At 54.7% G+C, this 20,616-nt stretch carries 18 protein-coding genes; 6 read left to right on the top strand and 12 right to left on the bottom strand.

Features of this window, described 5'->3' with window-relative positions:
• Positions 1-1,629 carry a hypothetical protein gene (locus SD425_RS15405; RefSeq protein WP_324670835.1) on the bottom strand — a complete coding sequence of 543 codons (1,629 nt, stop codon included), beginning with the start codon at positions 1,627-1,629 and terminating at the stop codon, positions 1-3.
• A gap of 166 nt (positions 1,630-1,795) precedes the next feature.
• Positions 1,796-2,080 (bottom strand): hypothetical protein, encoded by a 285-nt coding sequence (locus tag SD425_RS15400; protein WP_324670834.1) that lies wholly within the window; start codon positions 2,078-2,080, stop codon positions 1,796-1,798.
• Positions 2,081-2,672: 592 nt separating this feature from the next.
• Between SD425_RS15400 and SD425_RS15395 the strand changes: the two genes are divergently transcribed.
• Together SD425_RS15395 and SD425_RS15390 are read left to right on the top strand one after the other, a co-directional pair.
• Positions 2,673-4,295 (top strand): hypothetical protein, encoded by a 1,623-nt coding sequence (locus SD425_RS15395; protein WP_324670833.1) that lies wholly within the window; start codon positions 2,673-2,675, stop codon positions 4,293-4,295.
• A gap of 110 nt (positions 4,296-4,405) precedes the next feature.
• Positions 4,406-5,395: an acyl-ACP desaturase gene (locus SD425_RS15390; protein WP_324670832.1), complete on the top strand. Its 990-nt coding sequence runs from the start codon at positions 4,406-4,408 to the stop codon at positions 5,393-5,395.
• 75 nt (positions 5,396-5,470) lie between these two features.
• Here SD425_RS15390 and SD425_RS15385 read toward each other — a convergent pair whose 3' ends face one another.
• Complete coding sequence (locus SD425_RS15385; RefSeq protein ID WP_324670831.1) at positions 5,471-6,133, bottom strand: PliI family lysozyme inhibitor of I-type lysozyme; 663 nt, start codon at positions 6,131-6,133, stop codon at positions 5,471-5,473.
• Between the two features lie 204 nt (positions 6,134-6,337).
• Positions 6,338-6,619 (bottom strand): DUF427 domain-containing protein, encoded by a 282-nt coding sequence (locus tag SD425_RS15380; RefSeq protein WP_324670830.1) that lies wholly within the window; start codon positions 6,617-6,619, stop codon positions 6,338-6,340.
• A gap of 237 nt (positions 6,620-6,856) precedes the next feature.
• On the opposite strand from SD425_RS15380, the gene SD425_RS15375 reads away from it, so the two are divergent.
• Together SD425_RS15375 and SD425_RS15370 are read left to right on the top strand one after the other, a co-directional pair.
• Positions 6,857-7,960, top strand: coding sequence for a vWA domain-containing protein (locus SD425_RS15375; protein WP_324670829.1), 1,104 nt, complete (start codon positions 6,857-6,859; stop codon positions 7,958-7,960).
• Positions 7,961-8,060: 100 nt separating this feature from the next.
• Positions 8,061-9,530 carry a TlpA disulfide reductase family protein gene (locus tag SD425_RS15370; protein WP_324670828.1) on the top strand — a complete coding sequence of 490 codons (1,470 nt, stop codon included), beginning with the start codon at positions 8,061-8,063 and terminating at the stop codon, positions 9,528-9,530.
• A 15-nt stretch (positions 9,531-9,545) separates the two neighbouring features.
• On the opposite strand, the gene SD425_RS15365 is transcribed toward SD425_RS15370, so the two are convergent.
• Together SD425_RS15365 and SD425_RS15360 are read right to left on the bottom strand one after the other, a co-directional pair.
• Positions 9,546-11,177, bottom strand: a complete 1,632-nt coding sequence (locus SD425_RS15365) for a S8 family peptidase (RefSeq protein WP_324670827.1) — start codon at positions 11,175-11,177, stop codon at positions 9,546-9,548.
• Between the two features lie 75 nt (positions 11,178-11,252).
• The gene (locus SD425_RS15360) at positions 11,253-12,224 is read right to left on the bottom strand and encodes a c-type cytochrome (RefSeq protein WP_324670826.1); all 972 of its coding nucleotides are present in this window, start codon (positions 12,222-12,224) and stop codon (positions 11,253-11,255) included.
• Between the two features lie 242 nt (positions 12,225-12,466).
• Here SD425_RS15360 and SD425_RS15355 point away from each other — a divergent pair, with 242 nt between their 5' ends.
• Entirely contained in the window at positions 12,467-13,993 is a 1,527-nt protein-coding gene (locus SD425_RS15355; RefSeq protein ID WP_324670825.1) for a sigma 54-interacting transcriptional regulator, read from the top strand.
• A gap of 97 nt (positions 13,994-14,090) precedes the next feature.
• Here SD425_RS15355 and SD425_RS15350 read toward each other — a convergent pair whose 3' ends face one another.
• Both SD425_RS15350 and SD425_RS15345 read right to left on the bottom strand, forming a co-directional pair.
• Positions 14,091-14,372 carry a hypothetical protein gene (locus tag SD425_RS15350; protein ID WP_324670824.1) on the bottom strand — a complete coding sequence of 94 codons (282 nt, stop codon included), beginning with the start codon at positions 14,370-14,372 and terminating at the stop codon, positions 14,091-14,093.
• A 124-nt stretch (positions 14,373-14,496) separates the two neighbouring features.
• Positions 14,497-14,955, bottom strand: a complete 459-nt coding sequence (locus SD425_RS15345; RefSeq protein ID WP_324670823.1) for a peptidylprolyl isomerase — start codon at positions 14,953-14,955, stop codon at positions 14,497-14,499.
• Between the two features lie 195 nt (positions 14,956-15,150).
• Here SD425_RS15345 and SD425_RS15340 point away from each other — a divergent pair, with 195 nt between their 5' ends.
• A complete protein-coding gene (locus tag SD425_RS15340; protein ID WP_324670822.1) occupies positions 15,151-15,792 on the top strand; it encodes a fasciclin domain-containing protein in 642 nt (213 codons plus the stop codon).
• Positions 15,793-15,909: 117 nt separating this feature from the next.
• On the opposite strand, the gene SD425_RS15335 is transcribed toward SD425_RS15340, so the two are convergent.
• From SD425_RS15335 to SD425_RS15320, 4 genes are all read right to left on the bottom strand, one after another.
• The gene (locus SD425_RS15335) at positions 15,910-16,806 is read right to left on the bottom strand and encodes an NAD(P)-dependent oxidoreductase (protein WP_324670821.1); all 897 of its coding nucleotides are present in this window, start codon (positions 16,804-16,806) and stop codon (positions 15,910-15,912) included.
• A 60-nt stretch (positions 16,807-16,866) separates the two neighbouring features.
• Complete coding sequence (locus SD425_RS15330) at positions 16,867-18,348, bottom strand: hypothetical protein (RefSeq protein ID WP_324670820.1); 1,482 nt, start codon at positions 18,346-18,348, stop codon at positions 16,867-16,869.
• A 5-nt stretch (positions 18,349-18,353) separates the two neighbouring features.
• Positions 18,354-19,280, bottom strand: a complete 927-nt coding sequence (rsgA, locus tag SD425_RS15325) for a ribosome small subunit-dependent GTPase A (protein ID WP_324670819.1) — start codon at positions 19,278-19,280, stop codon at positions 18,354-18,356.
• A 76-nt stretch (positions 19,281-19,356) separates the two neighbouring features.
• Positions 19,357-20,613: a 3-deoxy-D-manno-octulosonic acid transferase gene (locus SD425_RS15320; RefSeq protein WP_324670818.1), complete on the bottom strand. Its 1,257-nt coding sequence runs from the start codon at positions 20,611-20,613 to the stop codon at positions 19,357-19,359.
• Positions 20,614-20,616: the final 3 nt, after the last annotated feature.

Below are 20,616 nucleotides of genomic sequence, written 5' to 3'. Positions count from 1 at the left end.
CTATTTCACCTCGTACAGCGTCACTTTGCCCGCTTCCGCCACGGTGCGCCGCCTAGGAAAGCGCGCTAACACATCTTGCTCCGAGTAGCGAATGAGTTTGCGCGTCAGCTCGTCGTTGGTGAGCGTGCTGCGGTTGAGGAGCAGCCACGCGTGCTCGCCAGGACCTAGCTGCACCGAATCGGCGGCGGTGTAGCGGCGAAACGTGAGGTCCGGCGGCACTTGGTAGCCGTAGTAGAAATCGTAGTTGTCAATCAGAAAGTCATCGACGAATACCACGCCGCGGGCCGGGGCTTGCAGGTATTGGCGGAAGATTCGGTTCTGGTCGAAGTGGGAGGAAACGCTGGGTTTGCGCATGAAGTACACGGGGCGAATAGCCGTGCACAGTCCCACCGCCAGCAAGGCTAGGCTCGCAAAAGCTACCGTGCCCGTTGCTTTCCTAGCCGGGCCCGACCACCACGCTGCGGCGAAAAAATAAAGGCTCAAGCCCGCGTAAATCAACGATACACTGCTGCGTACCCAGGCGGCCGCCACGAGCATCGCGCCGCCCAGCAGCCAGCCCCCGCGACCCGTTTGCACGAAGTTTCGTAGCCCAAAACCAGCGGCTAGGCATAGTGGGGGTAGCAAGGGCGTGGTCATGCGCGGGAGCAGCGTAATGGGGTTGTATTGGTTTAACGAAGTGCTGCCCAGCCAGTAAAAGGCAAGGGTTGTAAAAGCTAGGCCTAGCCAAAAGCTGGTATCTGCGTCCTGTGTTTGTCGCTTGCCGAGCATCGCCGCCACTGCCAGCGCCAGCACGCCACCTAGCCCCGTACTGATAAAGAAATCCAGCGGCTGCCACGTGATGCGCCCTAGTAGGGCTGCCCGATTACCCGCTAGGTAGTTGCCTTCTTTCAAAAAATCATTCGTGCGCTCAATAAGGTGGATGCGGTACAATGCATCATGGGTATAAAGCTGATAAATAGCTAGGTAGCTAGCCAGCAGCAGTAGGCCCGTCCCCACAGAGAAGGCCCAAAACCGATAGTTGCGTCGGCTGGCTAGGTCGCGCAGCAGCACAAAGGTGTAGAAAGGGAAGTAGTACACGATGGTTTCCTTGCTCAGCAAGGCGGCGAACGTCAGCAGCGCAAAGCCTATACCCCAAGCGCCGGAAGCACGCGCGGCTCGTTGCCCAAATAGTAGTGCCGCAGCGCTGGCTAAGCACCAAAGCATCAGAATGTTGTCGGGGTAAAGGTAATTGCTGAGGTTGAGCGAAAAGTAATGGAGCCCCAGCAAGAGCATGGCGGCCGCGGCCACTACCGGTTCGCGGCGGTGGTAGAGTACCCAAAAAAGCACGAGGCACCCCAGCGTGCACAGCAGCGGCCAGATGGTAGTGGTGATAATATCCACGCCAAAGAAACGATAGAGCAACGCTACCGGCGCAAAGATGAGCACCCGCTCGTGCAGCGGATCGTGCAACAGGCCATGAGGATCAGGGCCTAGGTGAAAAGTGCCCGTGGCAAGCTGGTGGGCATAGCGGGAATAAAAATGATCATCAATAGCATAGAGGCCCTCGTGCGTCAGGAAGAAGTAAGCAAGGGTGAACAGGCTGACGAATAGCAGCGTGTAGTTGGGCAAGCGTAGCAGGGAACGATTCACAGGTGCAAAGCAAGCATTTACCGCGGTTTTCGGCTCAGTAAAAGGCTGCCGAATAGGAGTTGTAAAAGCCTGTATGGTACGGCGCACAACAGAAAAGGCTCCCTAGTAAGTAGGGAGCCTTTTCTGTTTAGTGTAGGAAATGAAGCCAAGGGGTACTACTGACGCCTCAGCCATTAGCCGTTGATTGCACAGCCCAAACTTCTGGGGCGCTAGCGGCCCGAATCCACTCGGCCATGTTAATTGTGCGACAAGGTGGAGTCGTTGGAATACCTTTGCAGGCGGCCACAGCCCGGTGAATATTTTTGATCAAGCTCGGGAAATCCCCAGCCGGCCGGATGTCACCTAGCTTGTCCTCGTGCGGGCCATAATAGGTTGCTTTGTACCGCGCACCTAACAGGGAAATACGGATATCGAATTCACCCTCAAAATCGATTATTGTATAAGTATGCAATAGTATGTAGCGTAAAGTGAGACGAAGTTGGACAAATATAATAGGCGTTGCTGCGGTTATGATAGAAGGATCTAAAGATGAAATTGGTCTTTGTAGTAGAAAAGTATAATTATATAATCAGGTTATTTCATATTGATTAAAGTATCGCTTTTGTTACTTGTCGGTGCACGGAGCACAACCAGCAGCGATGACAAGTAGGCAACTATTATGCCTGCTAGCAAGTAAGGGCCTATTTAATGATAATTTGATGACATAAGCATCTCCATAAAAGTTGGACTAGATTGCTTTTTGCCATTTGGAAGCCCCCTGAGTATATGACAATTATCATGGTAATGGTCAATCTCTGAACTGGCTAGTATTTTTATATCCTAGAATTTGTATTTAGTTGTTGTCTGCTCCTCATTCACCTGTTAGGTTGAAGCGCAACTCAGCTCGGCAGTAACTAGGCCGCGGAATCCAGCGTGATGCAGGGGTATGCTAAACGCTGTGTGGCGGCTACGGCTTTGTAGCGCAAAAAATGCTTTGTGCGTAAAATTGGGCGTTGCTTTTTCTTTGGCGACCTTTCTGCCGAGCTCCTGTATTTTCTACTTGCTTGAAATTTGCCCGACCCTTTTGTATCGTAGTGCTGCCAGCCTTATTGCTGCTACTCGGGAGCAGCGGGCTCGGGTGCTACTACGAAACCAATGATGACCTAGCTATTACGCAGCTTTTACGTGGCGCTTCGGCGGCGGCACCGGTCACCGATCTACACTTGTATTTTCACGGCATTGCCCTGCTGTTAGCGTGGTTGTACCAAGTAGCACCCGGCTGGCCCTGGTACGGCTTGTTGCTCTACAGCTTACTTTACCTGACTACAGTGGCTGCTTTTGCTGTACTCAGTAAGCTGTGGCCCCAACGCGTACCAACGGCTTGGCTACCAGCCGGGCTCACCTTGTTTTTTCTGCTAGCTTGGCTGGAGCATAGCTTGTGGTTCAATTATAGCCGCATCCCTATTTTGCTGAGTGGAACGGGGTTGCTGCTGGCGGCACAGCACGCGCGCCAAAAACCATTAGTAGCGTTGGGCCTGTTGATGGTAGGGCTAGCTTGGCTGGTGCGGCCTAGTGCGGCAGGGCTAGGTCTGCTGGCAGCAGCGCCGGGTCTTTGGTGGCTAGGAGGGAGGCCAGGGCTACGTGTGCTAGGTATGGCCATCGCCCTCCTAGCAGTGAGCAGCGCCTTGCTATCATTCGCCTGGACACCGCAAATGGCTGCTTACCGCACCCTCGATGTGCTCAAATCCAACTGCAATGACTACCAGCTGTACCGGCCCACGCCCCACACTGCAACTGATAAACTTGGGGTGCAAGCTGTAAGGCATTGGATGCTTGGCGACTCCTTGCTAGTAAATGAAGCCCTGTTTCAGCGGGCGATGCGCTTCGACGCGCGTTACTTTCTGCAGCGAGAGGTGCCTGGCAAGCTGCAAACCCTAGTAAGCTTGTTGGTCCGCGACTACTTTCCGGTGCTACTCGGGCAAGCGGCGCTCTTCTGGTTAGTTGGGTGGCGCAATAAGCAGCTGGTTTTTTGGCTGGTGCAGCTAGCGTATGGGGCGTTGATCTTGGGCCTAGGTATTCTCCTGAAGCTGCCGCCGCGGCTAGGGCTGCCACTGATGGATCTATGGTTGCTGAGCAACTTAGGATATGTGGCTACAGCTCAACAAATAAGGCTGCCCACGCACTTTTTGCGGGTAGTTGCCGTTGGTACTGCATTGGTGGTGGCTTTATATGGCTACAAAACGTTGCATCGTGTGCACGTTTTGCGCCGAGAGCGGGCTGCGCACGAAGCCTACCTAGCCCAGGTAAAACGCTCGGTGGCTGGCCGCTTCATCGTAACTACTAGCTTGGAGGCGGCTTACAAAAGCTTGTCGCCCTTCGAAATATACAGCGTTAGTCAGCAGCCCGTGCTGAGCCTAGTCGGCTGGACTACGCTCGACCCTGCTAATGCGGCCTTGCGCCAACAGCTTACCGGTACGCGCGACTTTGCCGTGGCGCTCCAACGCTTAGCCCAACGACCCGACGTGGTGTGGTTGCTTACTCCTTCGATGGCACGCTTCTTAGCATATTACTTGTCGGCGCGAACGGCGCCTAAGCCACTTACCTGGCACTTTCAGGCAGGAACTTCATTTAGTGCTGATACGCTGTTACCTCGACTATACCAAGTGGATGTAAAATCGATGAAGTAAGTAAAAAGGCCAAAATTTTATGTGACCTACCTGAAGAATAACTCACGTATCCCTGAATACGGGTACCGTACCTTTGAATTCGTTTTTTCACCAGATCTTCTCCCGTCGTCATGATCTCCACCGCCCTTGCCTCTCGCGCCGAGGTACTCCAATCACTCGAATCATTCATTCGAGAGAACATGGACTCCTTCCTCAGAAAAGTTGAAGACAGCTGGCAGCCGTCTGATTTCTTGCCAGATTCTCGGCTCGACACCGATGTCTTCTTCAATGAAGTGAAACTCTTGCGCGAACGGGCCCAAGGCTTGAGCTATGACCTACTGGCCGTGCTCATCGGCGACACCATCACCGAAGAAGCACTGCCCAACTACGAGTCGTGGTTTCATGACCTCGAAAACCTCGACCGCGACGAGCACACCAACGGTTGGGGCCAGTGGATTCGGGGCTGGACGGCCGAGGAAAACCGCCATGGTGACCTGTTGAACCGCTACCTATACTTGACTGGCCGCGTAAACATGCGCGAGTTTGAGAACAGCACCCAATACCTCATTGCCGACGGCTTCGACCTAGGTACCGGCCGTGACCCGTACCGCTCGTTTGTGTACACCAGCTACCAAGAAGCAGCTACCAATATTTCGCACCGCCGCGTGGGTACTCTGGCCCGCAAAGCCGGCGACGCGCAGCTTTCCAAGATCTGCGGCATGATTGCCGGCGACGAAGCCCGTCATGCTCGCGTGTACAAAACCTTCGTTGATAAGATCTTCGAGCTAGACCCATCAGAAATGATGCTCGCTTTTGAAGACATGATGCGCAAAAAAATCGTGATGCCGGCCCACTACATGCGCGAGCTAGGGGTGGAAATGGGCAAAACATTTGGCCACTTCACCGACGCTGCCCAGCGTATCGGCGTGTACACCAGCCAAGACTACACCGACATCCTCGAAGATCTGATCCGCGACTGGAAAGTGGAAAAAGTGACTGGCCTAAACGAAGCCGCTGAGAAAGCCCGTGACTACATCGTGGCTCTGCCCAACCGCTTGCGCCGCGTGGCTGACCGCATGCCGGTGCCGAAGCTAGAGTACAAGTTCAAGTGGATTGACTAACCTAGGTCCTATAGATTTTATCAAGCAAAAGGCCCTGCTACCTAGGTAGCAGGGCCTTTTGCTTTACAGGGTGTTCTATTTTTTGGCTTGATCAGCAAAGGCTACTTGTTGGAACGCGGCGCCTGTGGCGGGCAGCTTATAGCGCACCGTGCGTGTGCCGCCGCTGGGACAGCAGTTGGGGTCGGCGGGTTTGTAGAGCGGGAAGGAGCGAAGCAGTTCTTGACCTTGCACCTTGAATACATCCTGCCCTTGATAGCCTTCAGCGGCAGCGCCAGCTAGGTCGGGCACGGTAAGCGCCTGACGACTTTGACTCAGAAAACTATACGCCACCACTTGCCCGTAGGAGCCGCTTCCCGCGTCGGAAACGAAGATGAGCAATTCCGGCGATTTATCGTCGTTGAGGTCGGTGGCTACCACGTCGGTGACGGTGCCGTTTAGGGCCTGCGTGTTGGTAGTCAGATCGCGGCCACCCTTTTCCGCGCTCAAGATCAACTGGCGTTGGCTGCCTTCGCCCTTTGTCTCTACCACAAAGCGATGGCCGTCTTCCGTCACTTCTTTGTGAAAGCTAACAGCCGTAGGCGAAACAGCTGGGGTAGCTGGCACTGTGGCGCTGGCAGTGCTACGCAAAGAAGCGGAAGGATCGGCACGCTCCGTAACGGAGCGTTGCGTATCGCAGCTAGCGAGGCTAGCTAGCATAAGCAAAGCGCCGGGCAAAAGGTAGGGGACGGGTAATTTCATAACGAGGAAGCAATAAAGAAGCTAGGTCGGCGCAGGGCCGACAGCAGCACTAACGCCCCGTGGCGCTTGAGGTTGCACCCCCAGTAGCACAAAGCGCCAGCTTCGCCCATTGCGAGAATATCGGGGCTAGGTTGTCGAGCTAGCGTAGTTCTTTCCCGCTCAATCGTTCACAATGAGCGAAACTGGCGCTTTGCGCTAGAGCCTTTACGACACGATCTGTACGCCTTTCCAGAACGCTACCCGTCCTTCGATGTTCTTGGCTGCGTCCTTCGCTTCCGGATAGTACCAAGCCGCATCTTTGTTCAGCTCGCCGTTTACGCGCAAGGAATAATAGCTGGCGCGACCCTTCCAGGGGCAGCTTGTGTGGGCGATGCTATCCTCGAAAAATTCGCGCTTGATAGCATCAGCCGGGAAATAATGGTTATTTTCGACTACAATGGTGTCGTCGCTGTCGGCTACGACGGTGTTGTTCCAGATTGCTTTCATCGTTGGTGGTTTATGTGTGGGTGTTGATTTTTGAGCGTGTGGCGACGCTGCCTTCTGTCTCCTGTCGAACGACGTTGTGATGAGTTGTTCAACGATTCTTATATCAACGGCGAGGCGTAAGTAGACATCGTAACATTGCTCGACGGTGCGGCTTTATCACTGAGTGGTCAACCCAAAAACCGGTACCGATAAACCAACTTCACTCGTCTGTTGTTCTCCTAGCCTAACCCCTGTCTTATGTCTGCTGGCTTTCGTTTCCGAGATTTTGTGCCTGAGGAGTCGCCTGAGAAGGGCTTTGACTCTCTGTTTAAACTATTTATGCAACTGGTCACCATCACGTCGGGCGACGTGGGGGAGGCTCTTTCCTGGCTTTCGCAGCTCGATAAACAGTACGGCCTCACCGACGATGACTACGGCATGGGCAACTTTATCGAGGATTTGAAGAAGAAGGGCTACATCGACGAAGATCCTCAGAAGAAGGGTTCTTTCCAGATTACGGCCAAAAGCGAGCAAAATATTCGCAAGAGTGCCCTAGAGGAAATCTTCGGTAAGCTGAAGAAGAGCTCAACTGGCAACCACCGCACGCCCCACACCGGCCAAGGTGACGAGATGAGCACCGACATGCGCGAGTTCCGCTTTGGCGACTCGCTGGATCAGATTTCCATGACCGAATCGATCCGCAACGCCCAGCTCAATCACGGCCTCACCGACGAGTTCATGCTAGCCGAGGGCGACCTAGAGGTGCGGGAAAACGAGCATAAATCGCAGACCAGCACGGTGCTGATGATTGACATCTCGCACTCCATGATCTTGTACGGCGAAGACCGAATCACGCCCGCCAAAAAGGTGGCCATGGCGCTGGCCGAGCTGGTGAAGCAGAAGTATCCCAAAGACTTCCTCGACGTGATTGTGTTCGGCAACGACGCTTGGGAAATCAAAGTGAAAGACCTGCCATATCTGGAAGTAGGTCCGTATCACACCAACACAGTCGCTGGCTTGGAGCTAGCTTTGGATCTGCTGCGCAAGCGGAAAACGCCGAACAAGCAGATTTTCATGATTACAGATGGTAAGCCAACCTGCTTGAAGGAGGGCAATGGCTACTACAAAAACAGCTTTGGTCTCGACCGGAAAGTGGTCAACAAAACCCTGAACCTAGCTGCCTCGGCCCGCCGCCTGAAAGTGCCGATTACCACCTTTATGATTGCCTCCGACCCATATCTGAAGCAGTTCGTGGAGGAGTTCACGGAGGTGAACCAAGGCAAAGCGTACTATAGCAGTCTGCAAGGTCTAGGTCACTTGATCTTCGAGGACTACAAAAAGAACCGCCGCAAGAGCCTGTAACATGCTGTTGCGCTGAATAAGAATACATTGCACTATATAGAAAGCCGCAGAAGTCTCGTTACTTCTGCGGCTTTTTGTTTCTATTCTTATCTACTTAGCTATGCGTAATCTGCTGTTAATTCTTGTGGCCGTATTAGCGGCCTGTTCTACTGCTAAGCCGCTTGTTGAAACGGCAGTATCAGCTAAGTCAGTGCCTAAAATGGATATTATCCTGACCGGACGATTACTGAATGCTCATGCAGGCGATTCTGTGTGGGTAGCGCGGAAAGGAGTTAAACGCCCCGAGGTAGTTCTGCTGGATGCAACAGGAAAATTTAGATTGGTCTTGCAAGGAGTAGTTGCTCCTATTGACGGTCAGCTCAATGGGCCAAGTAACTGCTCGATGATTGTCTTTCTCCAACCTGGCGACTCAGTCAATGTGACGGCCGAATGCAGGGACTTTTATAAAACCGTTGATTTTACAGGCCGTGGTAGCTTCGTCAACAACTACCTAGCCCAAGCACACCGACACTTCGATAACAGCCGAGATTCTGTTCCAGAAAGACTATACACTAAAGACCTGCCAGCTGAGTACAAACGCAAAGTTGATCTTCGCCGGCAGCAGCAACTTGAGTATATGAATGCTTATGCTGCTCAGCAACCACTGCCCACCGAGTTTATCCGCATTCACAAGCAGGTCTTGGATATACAACGGGCTGTTTCTTTGCTGAGCTACATGCATTATGCGAAGTACACCACGAAACAGGAGCCTGCGTTGCCTGCGGACTTTCTTGCTTCATTTACCGCTTTGCCCTTATCGTCGCTCAGCCACAACAGTGACTTGAGTATACGACTTGCAACGAGTCACCTATTTGAGGAATACCAATATGCGCGGTTGCTGCCGCCAAATGGAATATTGCCTGTCGACTTGAATGCTGCTGAGCAAATCTTTGCACAAGCTACGGCTGATTTTGGTGACACTCCAGCTCGTGACCAAGTGATAGGACGTATGCTTTGTGACCAGTTGCGTGGCCCATTGGTTGACAATCCACAACCTGTTCTCGCCATGTTGCCCTTATTTAAAGCGCACAACCGCGACTCCGTTGTGGCTAGTACCATACGGCAAGCACTACGATCTACCGAGCACCTACGTCGTGGCGACCTAGCTCCTGTCTTCACCTTACAGGACGCCAGCGGTAAGCGCGTGTCATTGCAGGACTTTCGCGGTAAAGTCGTTTACCTTGATTTTTGGTATAGTAGCTGCGCGCCGTGCCTCGCCGAGGCACCCGCGGCTGTGAAGCTGAAAAAGCAGTTTATGGGTCGCGATGTGGTGTTTCTCTACATCTCAATCGACCGCAAAGCCGACGACTGGCAGAAAGCCCTAGCCCGGCACCCACTCACCAGCCCCAACAGCGTGCACCTCCTTGACCCCGGCGGGTACAAAGCCTCGGCGAACTACGGCGTGGGTGGCTTCCCGAGCTACTGGATTATTGGGCGGGATGGACGAATTCGCCAGGGAGCGGCACCGCGACCATCGGCCGGAGCAGAAACAGTAGCAGTGCTGGAGCAAGCACTAGCGCAACGGCCGTAAGAGATACAGGACGCGCTACTTGCGCGCTTGCGCTTTTGGCGCTTGTGCAGCACTCGCTAGCTTAACGGCCTCATATAAATTGACAACCCCGCCCATTCGGGAAAGGGTAGCAAAATCGACCAGTTCTTTGGTGCCAGGCTTCAGCACCTGCGTGTGGTAGGGCAGCGCCGATTGCATAATAATGCGCTTCAGCTCGGTGGGGCTAAGCTGGGGGAAGTACGTTTTCAGCACTGCCGCCACGCCAGCCACAGATGGCGCGGCCATGCTGGTGCCGCTCATGGGCGCATAGCTACTGCTTGGCATCGTAGACATGATTTCCACGCCAGGCGCAAACACGTCTACTGACTGGCGGCCGTAGTTGGAGAACGGGGCTACCAAGTGTGTGTCGTTGGTGCGGGCGCTGGCGCCTACAGTTAGTAGGTTCGGGATCTGCTGGCCATTGAGGTAACGGCCCTGCGGGTACTGCGGGATTTGATCGGTATTGAGATGGTCGTTGCCGGCGGCGTGCACGAGCAGCACGCCTTTCGCGTTGGCGTAGCGCATGGCCTCATCCACGGCGGCTTTCTCCGGCGAGAAGTACTTGCCGAAACTCATGCTGATGATTTTCGCACCGTTGTCGACGGCGTAACGAATGGCATTCGCCACGTCTTTATCGCGCTCATCGCCATCGGGGATGCAGCGCACGGACAGGATGCGTACGTTGTCGGCTATGCCTTGCCCACCTAGCTTATTGGTACGGTCGGCGGCGATGATGCCCGCGCAGTGCGTGCCGTGCTTGGTGCCGTGGTCAACGAGGCTGGTTGCGAGATTGGCGTTGCCGTAATCCCGCTGGCGAAGGTCCTGCACTTGGTCGCCGATAATGGGGCGCGGATCGTAGGCTAGGTTATACGCGTAATCCAGCCGATCTTTTAATTCGGCATTGTAGCGGCGGTAATAATTTAATGCTGAGTCGGCGTTGGGCTGTTGCATCCTCCGCGTAACGCGGTAGAACAAGCTAGCTAGCTTGGTCAGGGTAGTGTCAGCAGATGGCGAGCGACGGAGCAAGGAGGAGTCCAACACCTGCACCCCATACGCTTTCTTGAGCGTGGCCGAATTAGCTATGTCTTCGGCTAGCTGTTTCGTATCGTTCTGGTAAGCGGTTTCGGCTTCGGCGCGCTTAGTTGTGTAAGCAGCCTTTGCCTGTTCGTACAGCCGAAACTCGGCTTGCTGTGCTGTCGGTACCTGCGCTAGGGTCTTGCCTTCGTAGCGAGGACGCAGACGGGCATACAGGCGAGTTTCCTCTTTCTGGTCGTGAAACACATTGCGGCCATCTTTCCCACCTGTGAAGTTCCAACCGTACACATCATCTACATAGCCATTATGGTCATCGTCGCGGCCGTTGCCCGCAATTTCGCGTGGGTTGTGCCAGAGCACAGCCTTCAGATCGGCATGCGCAGTATCTACGCCACCATCAATAACGGCTACTAACAAGGGCGACGCAGGCCGTAACCCTAGCTCGTGCAGCAAGGCGTAGGCCCGCTCCGTGCTGATACCCATTGTGTTGTTGGCAGCTGGGTCAAGATGGTGCCATTGCATCAGCGGTTGCTGTGCTCGGCACACGATCGACAACAGGCAGGGGAAAAGTAGGAGTAAGCGGGCGTGCTTCATAGAAGCTAAAAAGATAACCAGCCGCTAACTAAGCTGCTGTTGGTGTTGAACAGAGAAGGATTTGGCTAAATCGGGCTACTGTACTGCTACCGCGCCTTTGTCTTCGGGCGTGGCGTTCTTGATTTTGGGAATCGATTGCAGGTAAGCGAAAATAGCCGCTGCATCTCCGTCGCTCATGGTGGAGTATTTGGGCATTGGTGCGTGTAGCGGGCCATTCGGCGACATGCCGAACTTCACGGCTTTCGTAAAATCGCCAGCATTCCAATCGCCAATGCCGGTGCCGGAATCACCGGTAAGGTTGCGCGATACAATGTCGACGCCATTGACGTCGAGCAAGTGGTTGCCGCCCCCTAGGTAGCCTTCCGATTTTTCGGGCTCAAGGGCGTTGTTGGTTTCGAAGCTTTTCGAGTGGCACTCGAAGCATTGGTAGCGTCCTACAACCAAGTAACGTCCGTAGGCAAGCTGGTCGGTGGGGGCGGGCGCTACCACGGCCTTCGTAGGCATAGGCGTAGGCTTCATCACGGTGTTCACCAACGTTTTAACGAGCAGGCTAGGCTCCTGCGCATGGGTTGGCGTAGCGTCGGCTTGCACCCACTGGTGGTCGGAACGCAGAAAGGCCACAACGCTGTTCACGTCCTCGTCCGACATGTGCACGAAATGCGGCATGATGATACGGTAGCGCCCATCGCGTCCAATTCCCGTACGCAGCAGCGCAATGACTTCCCCGTCAGTCCAGTTGCCGATGCCGTGGTCTTTGTCTTGCGTGATGTTAGCCGAGTAGAGACTGCCAAACTCCTTGGGGGTGTCTAACATTTGTTGCCCCGACAGCTTGTTGTTCTTCTTGTTCATATGACAGTCGTTGCAGCTGGCCAGTACGAGCGAGCGACCTAGCTCCAGGCGCTCTGGTGTGGCAGCTACAGCCACCGTAGAGGCTGTGGGCTTGTCGTAGGTGGGAATGCCACGTGCTTGCACCCACACCACGAACCCAATAACCGCGAGTACGACGACCCCCAGCACCCCGCCTAGTATTTTGAAGAATTTTTTCATGTAGTATTGGAGATAAGTTTATCAAACACAATACTATAGCTTCTGCTTGCGCACTGCAACTAAGGGGCATCACATATGTATGTGAGTGACGCTTATTGGTAAGCGAACAACAAAACCTAGGTTTTTCGCTGGCTCAGCACGTTTGCTTCCGAACCAATGATGGGGTTAGACAGTTATTTCATAGTTGTCTGCTTCCTGACCTTTGCCCATCTTTCCATCTGGCAGACTACCTTCCCTTTTATATGATCTCAACCAACATCCGTACCCTAGGCGAACTGAAGAAGTCCGGCTATCAGCCGCGCTCTGTGAAGCAGGAACTGCGTGATAACCTGATTGCCAAGCTCCAGCGTAAAGAAGAAGTGTTCCCGGGCATCTACGGCTACGAGGAAACAGTTATTCCTGATCTGCAGCGCGCCATTTTGAGCATGCACCACATCAACCTGCTCGGGTTGCGTGGGCAGGCTAAAACCCGCATTGCCCGCCTCATGGTGGAGCTACTCGACGAATACATTCCGGTGGTGGAAGGCTCGGAGCTGAATGATGATCCGCTGCAACCACTGTCTATTTATGCTAAAAACCTCATCGCCGAAAAAGGCGATGCGACGCCCGTAGCGTGGCTGCACCGCGCGGACCGCTACACGGAAAAGCTAGCTACCCCCGATGTATCGGTGGCTGACCTTATCGGCGACGCCGACCCCATCAAAGCGGCCACGCTGAAGCTGCCGTATTCGGATGAGCGCGTAATTCACTTCGGCCTGATTCCTCGCTCGCACCGCGGCATCTTCGTGATCAACGAGTTGCCCGACTTGCAGGCGCGTATTCAGGTGTCGCTATTCAACATCTTGCAGGAAGGCGACATCCAGATTAGGGGCTTCAAGGTGCGTTTGCCGCTGGATATCCAGTTTGTGTTCACCGCCAACCCTGAGGACTACACCAACCGTGGCTCTATCGTGACGCCGCTCAAAGACCGTATTGACTCCCAGATCATTACGCACTATCCCAAGTCGATTGAGATTGGTAAGCGCATCACCAAGCAGGAAGCTCGCATCAAAGAAGAGCAGAAAGGCATGGTGACGACGAACGAAATCGTGAGCGACCTAGTCGAGCAAGTGGCTGTTGAAGCACGCGGCTCGGAGTTCGTCGATGCAAAAAGCGGTGTATCAGCCCGTCTGACCATTGCTGCTTACGAAAGCTTAATCAGTGCCGCCGAACGTCGTGCCCTGATCAACGGTGAGAAGAAAACCTACATCCGCGTAGCCGACTACCTAGCTGCTGTACCAGCCCTCACGGGTAAGGTGGAGCTGGTGTACGAAGGCGAACAGGAAGGTGCTGGCATCGTGGCGGAGAAGTTGATGGGCAAGGCTATCCGCACGCTGTTCCTGAACTACTTCCCTGACCCCGACAAGCAGAAGAAAAAGAAGAACATCCCGAATCCTTACAAAGAGGTGCAGGATTGGTTCGGCGCTGGCAACACCGTCGACGTGCTCAGCGATGCTTCCGACAAGGACTACCAAAAAGCCCTCGACCAAGTACCCGGTCTGCGCAACATTGTAACGTTCCTGCACCCTAACGAGGACAAGGAGACGACCTATTTCCTAATGGAGTTCTGCCTGCACGGCTTAGCTGAGCACAGCCTCATCTCGCGCAACCGCGTTACGGCCGGCACCCAGTTCAAGGACCTACTCAGCTCCATGTTCACCATGCCTAGCTTCGGCGGCGATGATGACGACGAAGATGAGGACGAAAAGCCTCGTGGCCGACGTCGGTAAGCCATTAGGCTACTCATGAAAAACGCCCCACGTACCGGAAGGTAGGTGGGGCGTTTTGCTGTTATAGACAGCGTGTGTTTTGCGCTGCAATAGAAAGCTAGCTTTTGGCTTCCAGCTTCCGGCCTTTCAAGTTTTGTTGTGCGCCTTTTAACTGGTACTTCAGCGCCTTTAGGCGGTCCTTCTCAGCATCAACGCGCGATTTAGCGTCATCTACGAGGCGCTCCTGGTCATCTACCTGACTTTTCAGGGACTCTACCCGCTGGGCTTGTGCAGCCACAGCAGGGTTTTCAGAATTTACGTCGGAGCGGAACAAAGAGCAGCTTTGCAGGCTAGCTGCGAACACTGCAAGGGCAAGTATAGGCGTTTTCTTAAGCATCATTCTTAACAATAGGTCTGCTTGAGTTTACGCGCTCATCAGGTAGAGGTTCCCATTGAGATAGAAAAAGGCCCGTTGGAAGTGTTCCAACGGGCCTTTTTCTTAAGGTACAAATAGCTAAGCTGGCCTAGCTTTCCGATACCACAATTTTCTCAATTTCGTCGTTCTGGCGGATCTGGTCAATAACGTCCTCGCCTTCTACTACTTTGCCGAATACGGTGTGCACCCGGTCGAGGTGGGCCGTGTTCTGGCGATTGTGCACAATGAAGAATTGCGAGCCACCAGTGTCTTTACCAGCGTGCGCCATGCTAATCACACCGCGGTCGTGGTACTGATTGCCGCCGGAGGTTTCGCACTTAATTTTGTAGCCGGGGCCACCAGTGCCGGGCATGCCTTTAGCGCCGGGCTTGGTGTTTGGGTCGCCGCCCTGAATCATGAAGTTCGGGATGACGCGGTGAAACTTGGTGCCGTCGTAGAAGCCTTTCTCGGCTAGCTCGGTAAAGTTCTTTACCGTGTTCGGAGCATCTTCTTCGAAGAACTCAAACTTCATAACGCCTTTGCTGGTGTGAATTTCAGCGGTTTTCATGTCTAGAAAGTTGTAGGTGGGGAAGTGAGGTTTCCGCTTGTGTAAGGCGGAAGCTAGGACAAAGGTAACCAATTCGGCTAGCTCGCGGCATCCAGAAGCCCAACCGGTGCGTAGGTTATAGTAGGAGCGGAGGTGCCTTATTTTCGCTTCCTGCTTCTTCCGCTTACCAATTCACCCTGACGATTCAACTGTTACATGAAGAAAACCTTCCGTACTACATCCTATTTCCTGCTCAGTGCAAGTATTCTAGCCACCAGCCTAGCTAGCTGTGGCGGCGACAACAAAGGTGCCGACGTGGCAACGCAGGAGCCCGGCTCTACTATGAGCGTCGCCGACTCGGCCAATATGCCCACTGACTCCGCCCGCATGGGCAAGGCCGATGGCGTCATGGTTGACGGTGTTGCCATGACCCCCGACCGTAGCATTGTGCAGAACGCTGTGCAAGCTAAAAGCATGACGACGCTAGTAAAAGCTGTGCAAGCGGCCGGCCTCGACGGTACGCTGAGCGGTGCGGGTCCGTACACCGTATTCGCGCCCAACAATGCTGCCTTCGATAAGCTTCCCAAAGGCGCTCTTGCTGGCCTCATGCGCCCCGAAAGCAAAGACAAGCTAAAAGGCTTGCTGACCTATCACGTCATTGCGAGCCGCCTACTGGCCGCTGACCTGCGTGATGGTCAGGAGCTAACCACCGTGAACGGCGAGAAAATCAAGGTTTCAGTGAAGGATGGCAAAGTGATGATCAACAACGCTACCGTCTCGACTCCCGATGTGGTTTCAAGCAACGGCGTAACGCACATCATCGACACTGTGCTGATGCCTCCGGCAGAAACGGAATAGTTATCTGTAACGCAAAGCTCCAGCTTCGCGCATCGTTGAACGATAAGGCTATGTCCTGTAGACTAGCGTGAGACGTTCAACGATGCGCGAAGCTGGAGCTTCGCGCTACATTATAGATTACCCTTTCTGCCCTAGGCCGGCGTTATCGGCGGCGAGCTGCGCAAAGATAGCCCAGTCAATATTCTCTCGACCGCGGGCAACTGTGGCGGAAAGCTGGTCAAAAATGATATTTGCGAACGGCATGGGCACAATCTGTTCTTGGGCCTCGCGCAGGACCAGCTTCAGGTCCTTGCGGATAATAACCGGTTCGGCCCCGACGGGCTGGTAGTGCTGGCTGGCAATGAGCTTACCATAGTTCTTGTACACCGCGCAGTCGAAGAGGGTGTTGCTAAAAAACTCGTGCACCTTCTGGCGGTCGATACCACTTTTCTGAGCCAACGTAAAGGCTTCGGCCATGGCCTCGATGGCGGCACCTAGCATGAAGTTGCCGCAAAGTTTCACTAAGCTAGCCGCGCCGGGGTCTTCGCCGAAGTCGTACGTCCCTTGTCCGATGGCACCTAGGTAGGGCGCTGCTTTCTGCTTGGCTGCGGTGGAGCCGGCTACGACAAGCCAAAGCTTTCCGGCTGCCGCCGCTTCAGGTTTGCCAAATACGGGCATTGCCAGCAGCGCGGAGCCGTGTTTCTGGTGCGCTTCTGCAAGGCGGCGGTTGGTGTCGGGCGCCACGGTACTACACGAAACGTGCACGGCTCCCTGCGCAAGGCCGCTGAGCAGGCCATCGGAGCCCGTCGTGATGGTCTCCAGTGCGGCATCGTCGGTCACCATGGTAAAAACGACGGAAGCGCCCTGAACTGCTTCGGCTGGTGTATTAGCTACGCGCGCACCTAGCTCTTGCAGCGGAGCCGCTTTGCTAGCGGTGCGGTTGTACACGTTGAGCTGATGACCAGCTTTGAGCAGATTTTTTGCCATCGCCACGCCCATGCCACCGAGACCTAAAAAGGCAAGTTGTTCAGCCATAAAAGTTTAGAAGAAGCCTGAAAAGCCCTTTATACGCAGCCAAGCGCCAAAGAAGCTGGACTACTGCGTTATAGAGTCTGACTCCGGGTTTTCTTCCTGCTCCACGGCCTTCACGGCGCTGTCGCTCGCCACTTGCATGATGAGCTTCGGGTCGTTCACTACTGGTGGCTCATCTTGCACGATCAACGACTCGTCTGGGCCTGGTGCTTCTGCGTGTTCACTAGTAGAATCCACCGTCTGCGACGTGAAGTTTTCTGAGTCTAGGTAGTCCTGCGGCGAGGAGCTTTCCGCAGGCCGGGCTATTCGCGCAGCTTGTTCGCGCCGAGGTTTGCGCGCAGCCAGGTAGTGCTTCGAGAAGCGCACCAGTGCCCAACTACCTACCCCTAAACACAAGAGCACGCCCAAAGCCATGGCCACCCGCGTTAGGTTCAGCTTCGTCGGCAGTGCTACCGGGGCTGGCTTGCGAACAGACCTAGGTGATGGTATCTTCGGTTGCGCAGCCACTGGGCTAGGCTGCTTCACTACTGCGGGCGTTGGCGTAGTCGCTTGTGTCCGCAGTTGTTCAATAAGTTGGCCGAGCTGCTGAATTCGGGCGTCCAGCTCTTGGTTACGAGTTGCCGATTCGGTGCGCGCTACGCGTAAGGCTTCTTCCAGTTCGGCTCGCTCTTGTTGGGCGGCCAATTGGTGGTTGGGTGTTTGCGCCAGCTGTTGTCGCAGGTGCGTAAGCTCCTGTTCCCGGGCTGTTTCCCGAGCTTGCGCCGCTTGTTGCTGCTGCCGAAGCTCAGTTTGTAGCTCCCGGCGCAGCGCCTCCAGCTGGCGAGGATCAGAAGCTGTACTGTAGGGTGGGTCGGCGGGCACATCAGCCGCGCCAAGCCACAACCATAGCCGGCGGGCACTCTGCTCCCAGAACCCGTAGCTAGGTTCTTCATCCGCGTCAGAAAACGCTGGCTCTGCTGTCAAGAACTGGTCACGTAGCTGGGCAGCCCATTCATTTAAGTTTGCTTCGGCAGGAGCGTCCCCCAGCGGTGCCAGCTGCCGCAATCGGCGCGGCATCTGTCGCGCGTCGTTCACGAGCTGGAAGTTGTAGGCTGCTGTCTGTCGGCTTAATTGATTCTCAACTTCAGGCCCATAGGTAACAGGCGCAAGTAAGACGACAAAGCCCGCCAGCGGCGGCAACGCCGTCGGCGCTAGGTCGAGCTGCACGCCAAGCCATTCCAGCACAGAGTCTTTCTGATGCTGGTAAAAGTCGAACGGGTTATCGGCTTCGCCAAAACCCGCTATCGGTTGGTCGCTGAGGCGCCACGTACCATATTCGAGCGCTGGAATGCGTAAATGACCACTTTGTGGCACCAGCATCAGCAGCACGATTTTACCCGGTTGCAACAACACGGCATCGACCGGCGGCGCGTCCGTAGCACCTAGGTTGCCGAGTAGCAGGGTAGTAGGCGCACTTGCATCCGTGCGTAATGCGTTTTCGACAGCCTCAAACTGCTCCTGGCGGGCCGGATCGGAAAAAGGAGCAAACAAGAAGCTGTGTACCATGTCAGTTAGTGTCGGTTGTCTTCCTCGTTCAGCATACTCAGGTAGCTGTCGTAACGCGGCAAGGCGATTTTGCCCTTTTCCACGGCTTCGCGCACGGCGCAGCCGGGCTCGTGCACGTGGGTGCAATTATGATAACGGCATTGGTTGAGCAAAGCGCGCATCTCCGGGAAAAAATGCCCGAGTTGAGCCGGCGGGATATCCACCAAACCTAGCTCTTTAATGCCTGGCGTATCAATAATATAGGTGCCAGGTCGTACTTCCAACATTTCGGCAAACGTAGTGGTGTGCACGCCCTTATCCGAGAACTCGCTGATTTCGGCAGTTTTAAGATCGAGGTCGGGTACCAATGCATTAATAAGTGTACTCTTGCCCACGCCCGAATGGCCCGAAAGCAACGTGACTTTGCCATCCAGCAGCGCGTCAATCTCAGCCACTCCTTCGCCTGTGCGCGCTGCAGCAAGCAGGCTAGGATAGCCCGTACGCTTGTACATTTTTTGAATTTGCTGCTGGTAGTCCGTTAGGTCTTCGTCGTGCAGGTCGGCTTTGTTGAAGATGAGCGTGACGGGAATGCTATACGCCTCGGCCGTTACCAAGAACCGGTCGATAAACCCAAACGAAGTAGCCGGCGACACCAGCGTAACCACCAGCAGCGCCTGATCGAGGTTGGCGGCTACAATGTGGGCATGCTCCGTCTTGTGCACCGAGCGCCGAATGATGTAGTTGCGCCGCGGCTCAATGTGGTGAATGACGCCCGCACCTTCCGTTTGTTCTTCCACCGTAAACTCCACCTGGTCGCCCACCGCCAGCGGGTTGTTCACTTTCAACCCCTTCTGTTTGAATTTACCTCGCAACCGGCATCGGTGCAGCTGCCCCGTAGCTAGGTCGCGCACCAAGTACCATGAGCCGGTAGATTTAACAACAATGCCAGTCATAAAGAGTAGTTGAGTGATTGAGTGATGAGTGACTGAGTGACTGAGATTCTCGAATAGCACTCAGTCACTTAGTCACTCAGTCACGCTCTAGCGGCAGCGCCGCCATAATTTTGGCTGTGGCGCCGGCATGGTCAAGTACGTACTGCCGGTTGGTCTGGCTAGCAAGTTGCCGCACCTGAGTATCCTGAAGCCACGTTCGTACTATGGCTTCTAGCTGGGCACTACTCTCTACGGGACGTGCGCCGCCAAGTGCTACCAGCTCCTGCGCCTCCTGGAATTTCTTATACCGCGGCCCGAAAGTCAGGGGCAGGCCAAATACGGCCGCTTCCAAGGTGTTATGGAGCCCTTTGCCGAAAGCACCACCTACATAGCCAATAGCGCCATAACGGTATAGCTCACGCAGCAAGCCAATCGAATCAATAATCAGGATGCTAGCTTGCGCCACCGTATCGGGCTGGGCGGCAGAATAGCGTACAGCCTGCCCCGGTACCATGGCTTCGAGCTGCCGCAAACCCGACTCATGCAGTTCGTGCGGTGCCACAATCACGCGCAGTTTGATGCTGTCCCCCATAATATGACGCAACGGCGGGGCAACTATCGAAATGTCTTCCGGCCAGCTACTACCCACCACCAGCACTGGCGCTTTATCAGCCACAAAGGCCTCAAGTAGCGGCAGCGACTTCGGCGGCGCGGCCGCGGTGCTCACCACCGTGTCAAAACGCGTATCGCCAGCCACGCTTACTTGCCGGATATTAATGCTCCGTAACAGCTCTGCGGATGCTTCATTCTGAGTGAAAATGTGCGTGAAGCTCCCGAGAATGCGTCGAAACAAGCCGCCCCAGGGTTTAAAGAAGGCTTGCTCGGGGCGAAAAATAGCCGAAACGCAAATAGTCGGAATTTGCCGGTGGTGCAGCTCCGATAGGAAGTGGTACCAAAACTCGTACTTCACAAAAACGGCTAACCTAGGTCGGACCGCGTCTAAAAAGGTGCGGGCGTGCGCAGCTGTATCGAGCGGCAGATAAAACACATAGTGGGCGCCCGGCCAGTTCTTACGCACATTGTAACCCGAGGGCGAAAAGAACGTCAGCACGATCTTGTAACCAGGATACTGTTGGGCAAATGCCTCTATCAGTGGGCGCCCTTGCTCAAATTCGCCCAGCGAAGCACAATGGAACCACGCTATTGGCGCTGTTTCATGGCGAATTGTGGATTGAATGTGCGCTAGCAAACCGCGCCGGCCCGCTACCCATTGGGCAGCTTTTGAGTTGAAAGGCGCCACCAGCTGCAGCAGCGTGGCATACAGACGAAGCGCAATATTGTAGACTGCTAACAAGAG

Source organism: Hymenobacter sp. GOD-10R (assembly GCF_035609205.1).
GTDB lineage: Bacteria > Bacteroidota > Bacteroidia > Cytophagales > Hymenobacteraceae > Hymenobacter.
Note: the sequence above shows the minus strand (reverse complement) of the source record. Positions and strands in the feature narration are given on the sequence as shown.

Coding starts and splice junctions, on each gene's coding strand:
- SD425_RS15390 (WP_324670832.1), top strand. CDS start 4,406: ATGATCTCCACCGCCCTTGCCTCTCGCGCCGAGGTACTCCAATCACTC.
- SD425_RS15385 (WP_324670831.1), bottom strand. CDS start 6,133: ATGAAATTACCCGTCCCCTACCTTTTGCCCGGCGCTTTGCTTATGCTA.
- SD425_RS15380 (WP_324670830.1), bottom strand. CDS start 6,619: ATGAAAGCAATCTGGAACAACACCGTCGTAGCCGACAGCGACGACACC.
- SD425_RS15375 (WP_324670829.1), top strand. CDS start 6,857: ATGTCTGCTGGCTTTCGTTTCCGAGATTTTGTGCCTGAGGAGTCGCCT.
- SD425_RS15370 (WP_324670828.1), top strand. CDS start 8,061: ATGCGTAATCTGCTGTTAATTCTTGTGGCCGTATTAGCGGCCTGTTCT.
- SD425_RS15365 (WP_324670827.1), bottom strand. CDS start 11,177: ATGAAGCACGCCCGCTTACTCCTACTTTTCCCCTGCCTGTTGTCGATC.
- SD425_RS15360 (WP_324670826.1), bottom strand. CDS start 12,224: ATGAAAAAATTCTTCAAAATACTAGGCGGGGTGCTGGGGGTCGTCGTA.
- SD425_RS15355 (WP_324670825.1), top strand. CDS start 12,467: ATGATCTCAACCAACATCCGTACCCTAGGCGAACTGAAGAAGTCCGGC.
- SD425_RS15350 (WP_324670824.1), bottom strand. CDS start 14,372: ATGATGCTTAAGAAAACGCCTATACTTGCCCTTGCAGTGTTCGCAGCT.
- SD425_RS15345 (WP_324670823.1), bottom strand. CDS start 14,955: ATGAAAACCGCTGAAATTCACACCAGCAAAGGCGTTATGAAGTTTGAG.
- SD425_RS15340 (WP_324670822.1), top strand. CDS start 15,151: ATGAAGAAAACCTTCCGTACTACATCCTATTTCCTGCTCAGTGCAAGT.
- SD425_RS15335 (WP_324670821.1), bottom strand. CDS start 16,806: ATGGCTGAACAACTTGCCTTTTTAGGTCTCGGTGGCATGGGCGTGGCG.
- SD425_RS15330 (WP_324670820.1), bottom strand. CDS start 18,348: ATGGTACACAGCTTCTTGTTTGCTCCTTTTTCCGATCCGGCCCGCCAG.
- rsgA (WP_324670819.1), bottom strand. CDS start 19,280: ATGACTGGCATTGTTGTTAAATCTACCGGCTCATGGTACTTGGTGCGC.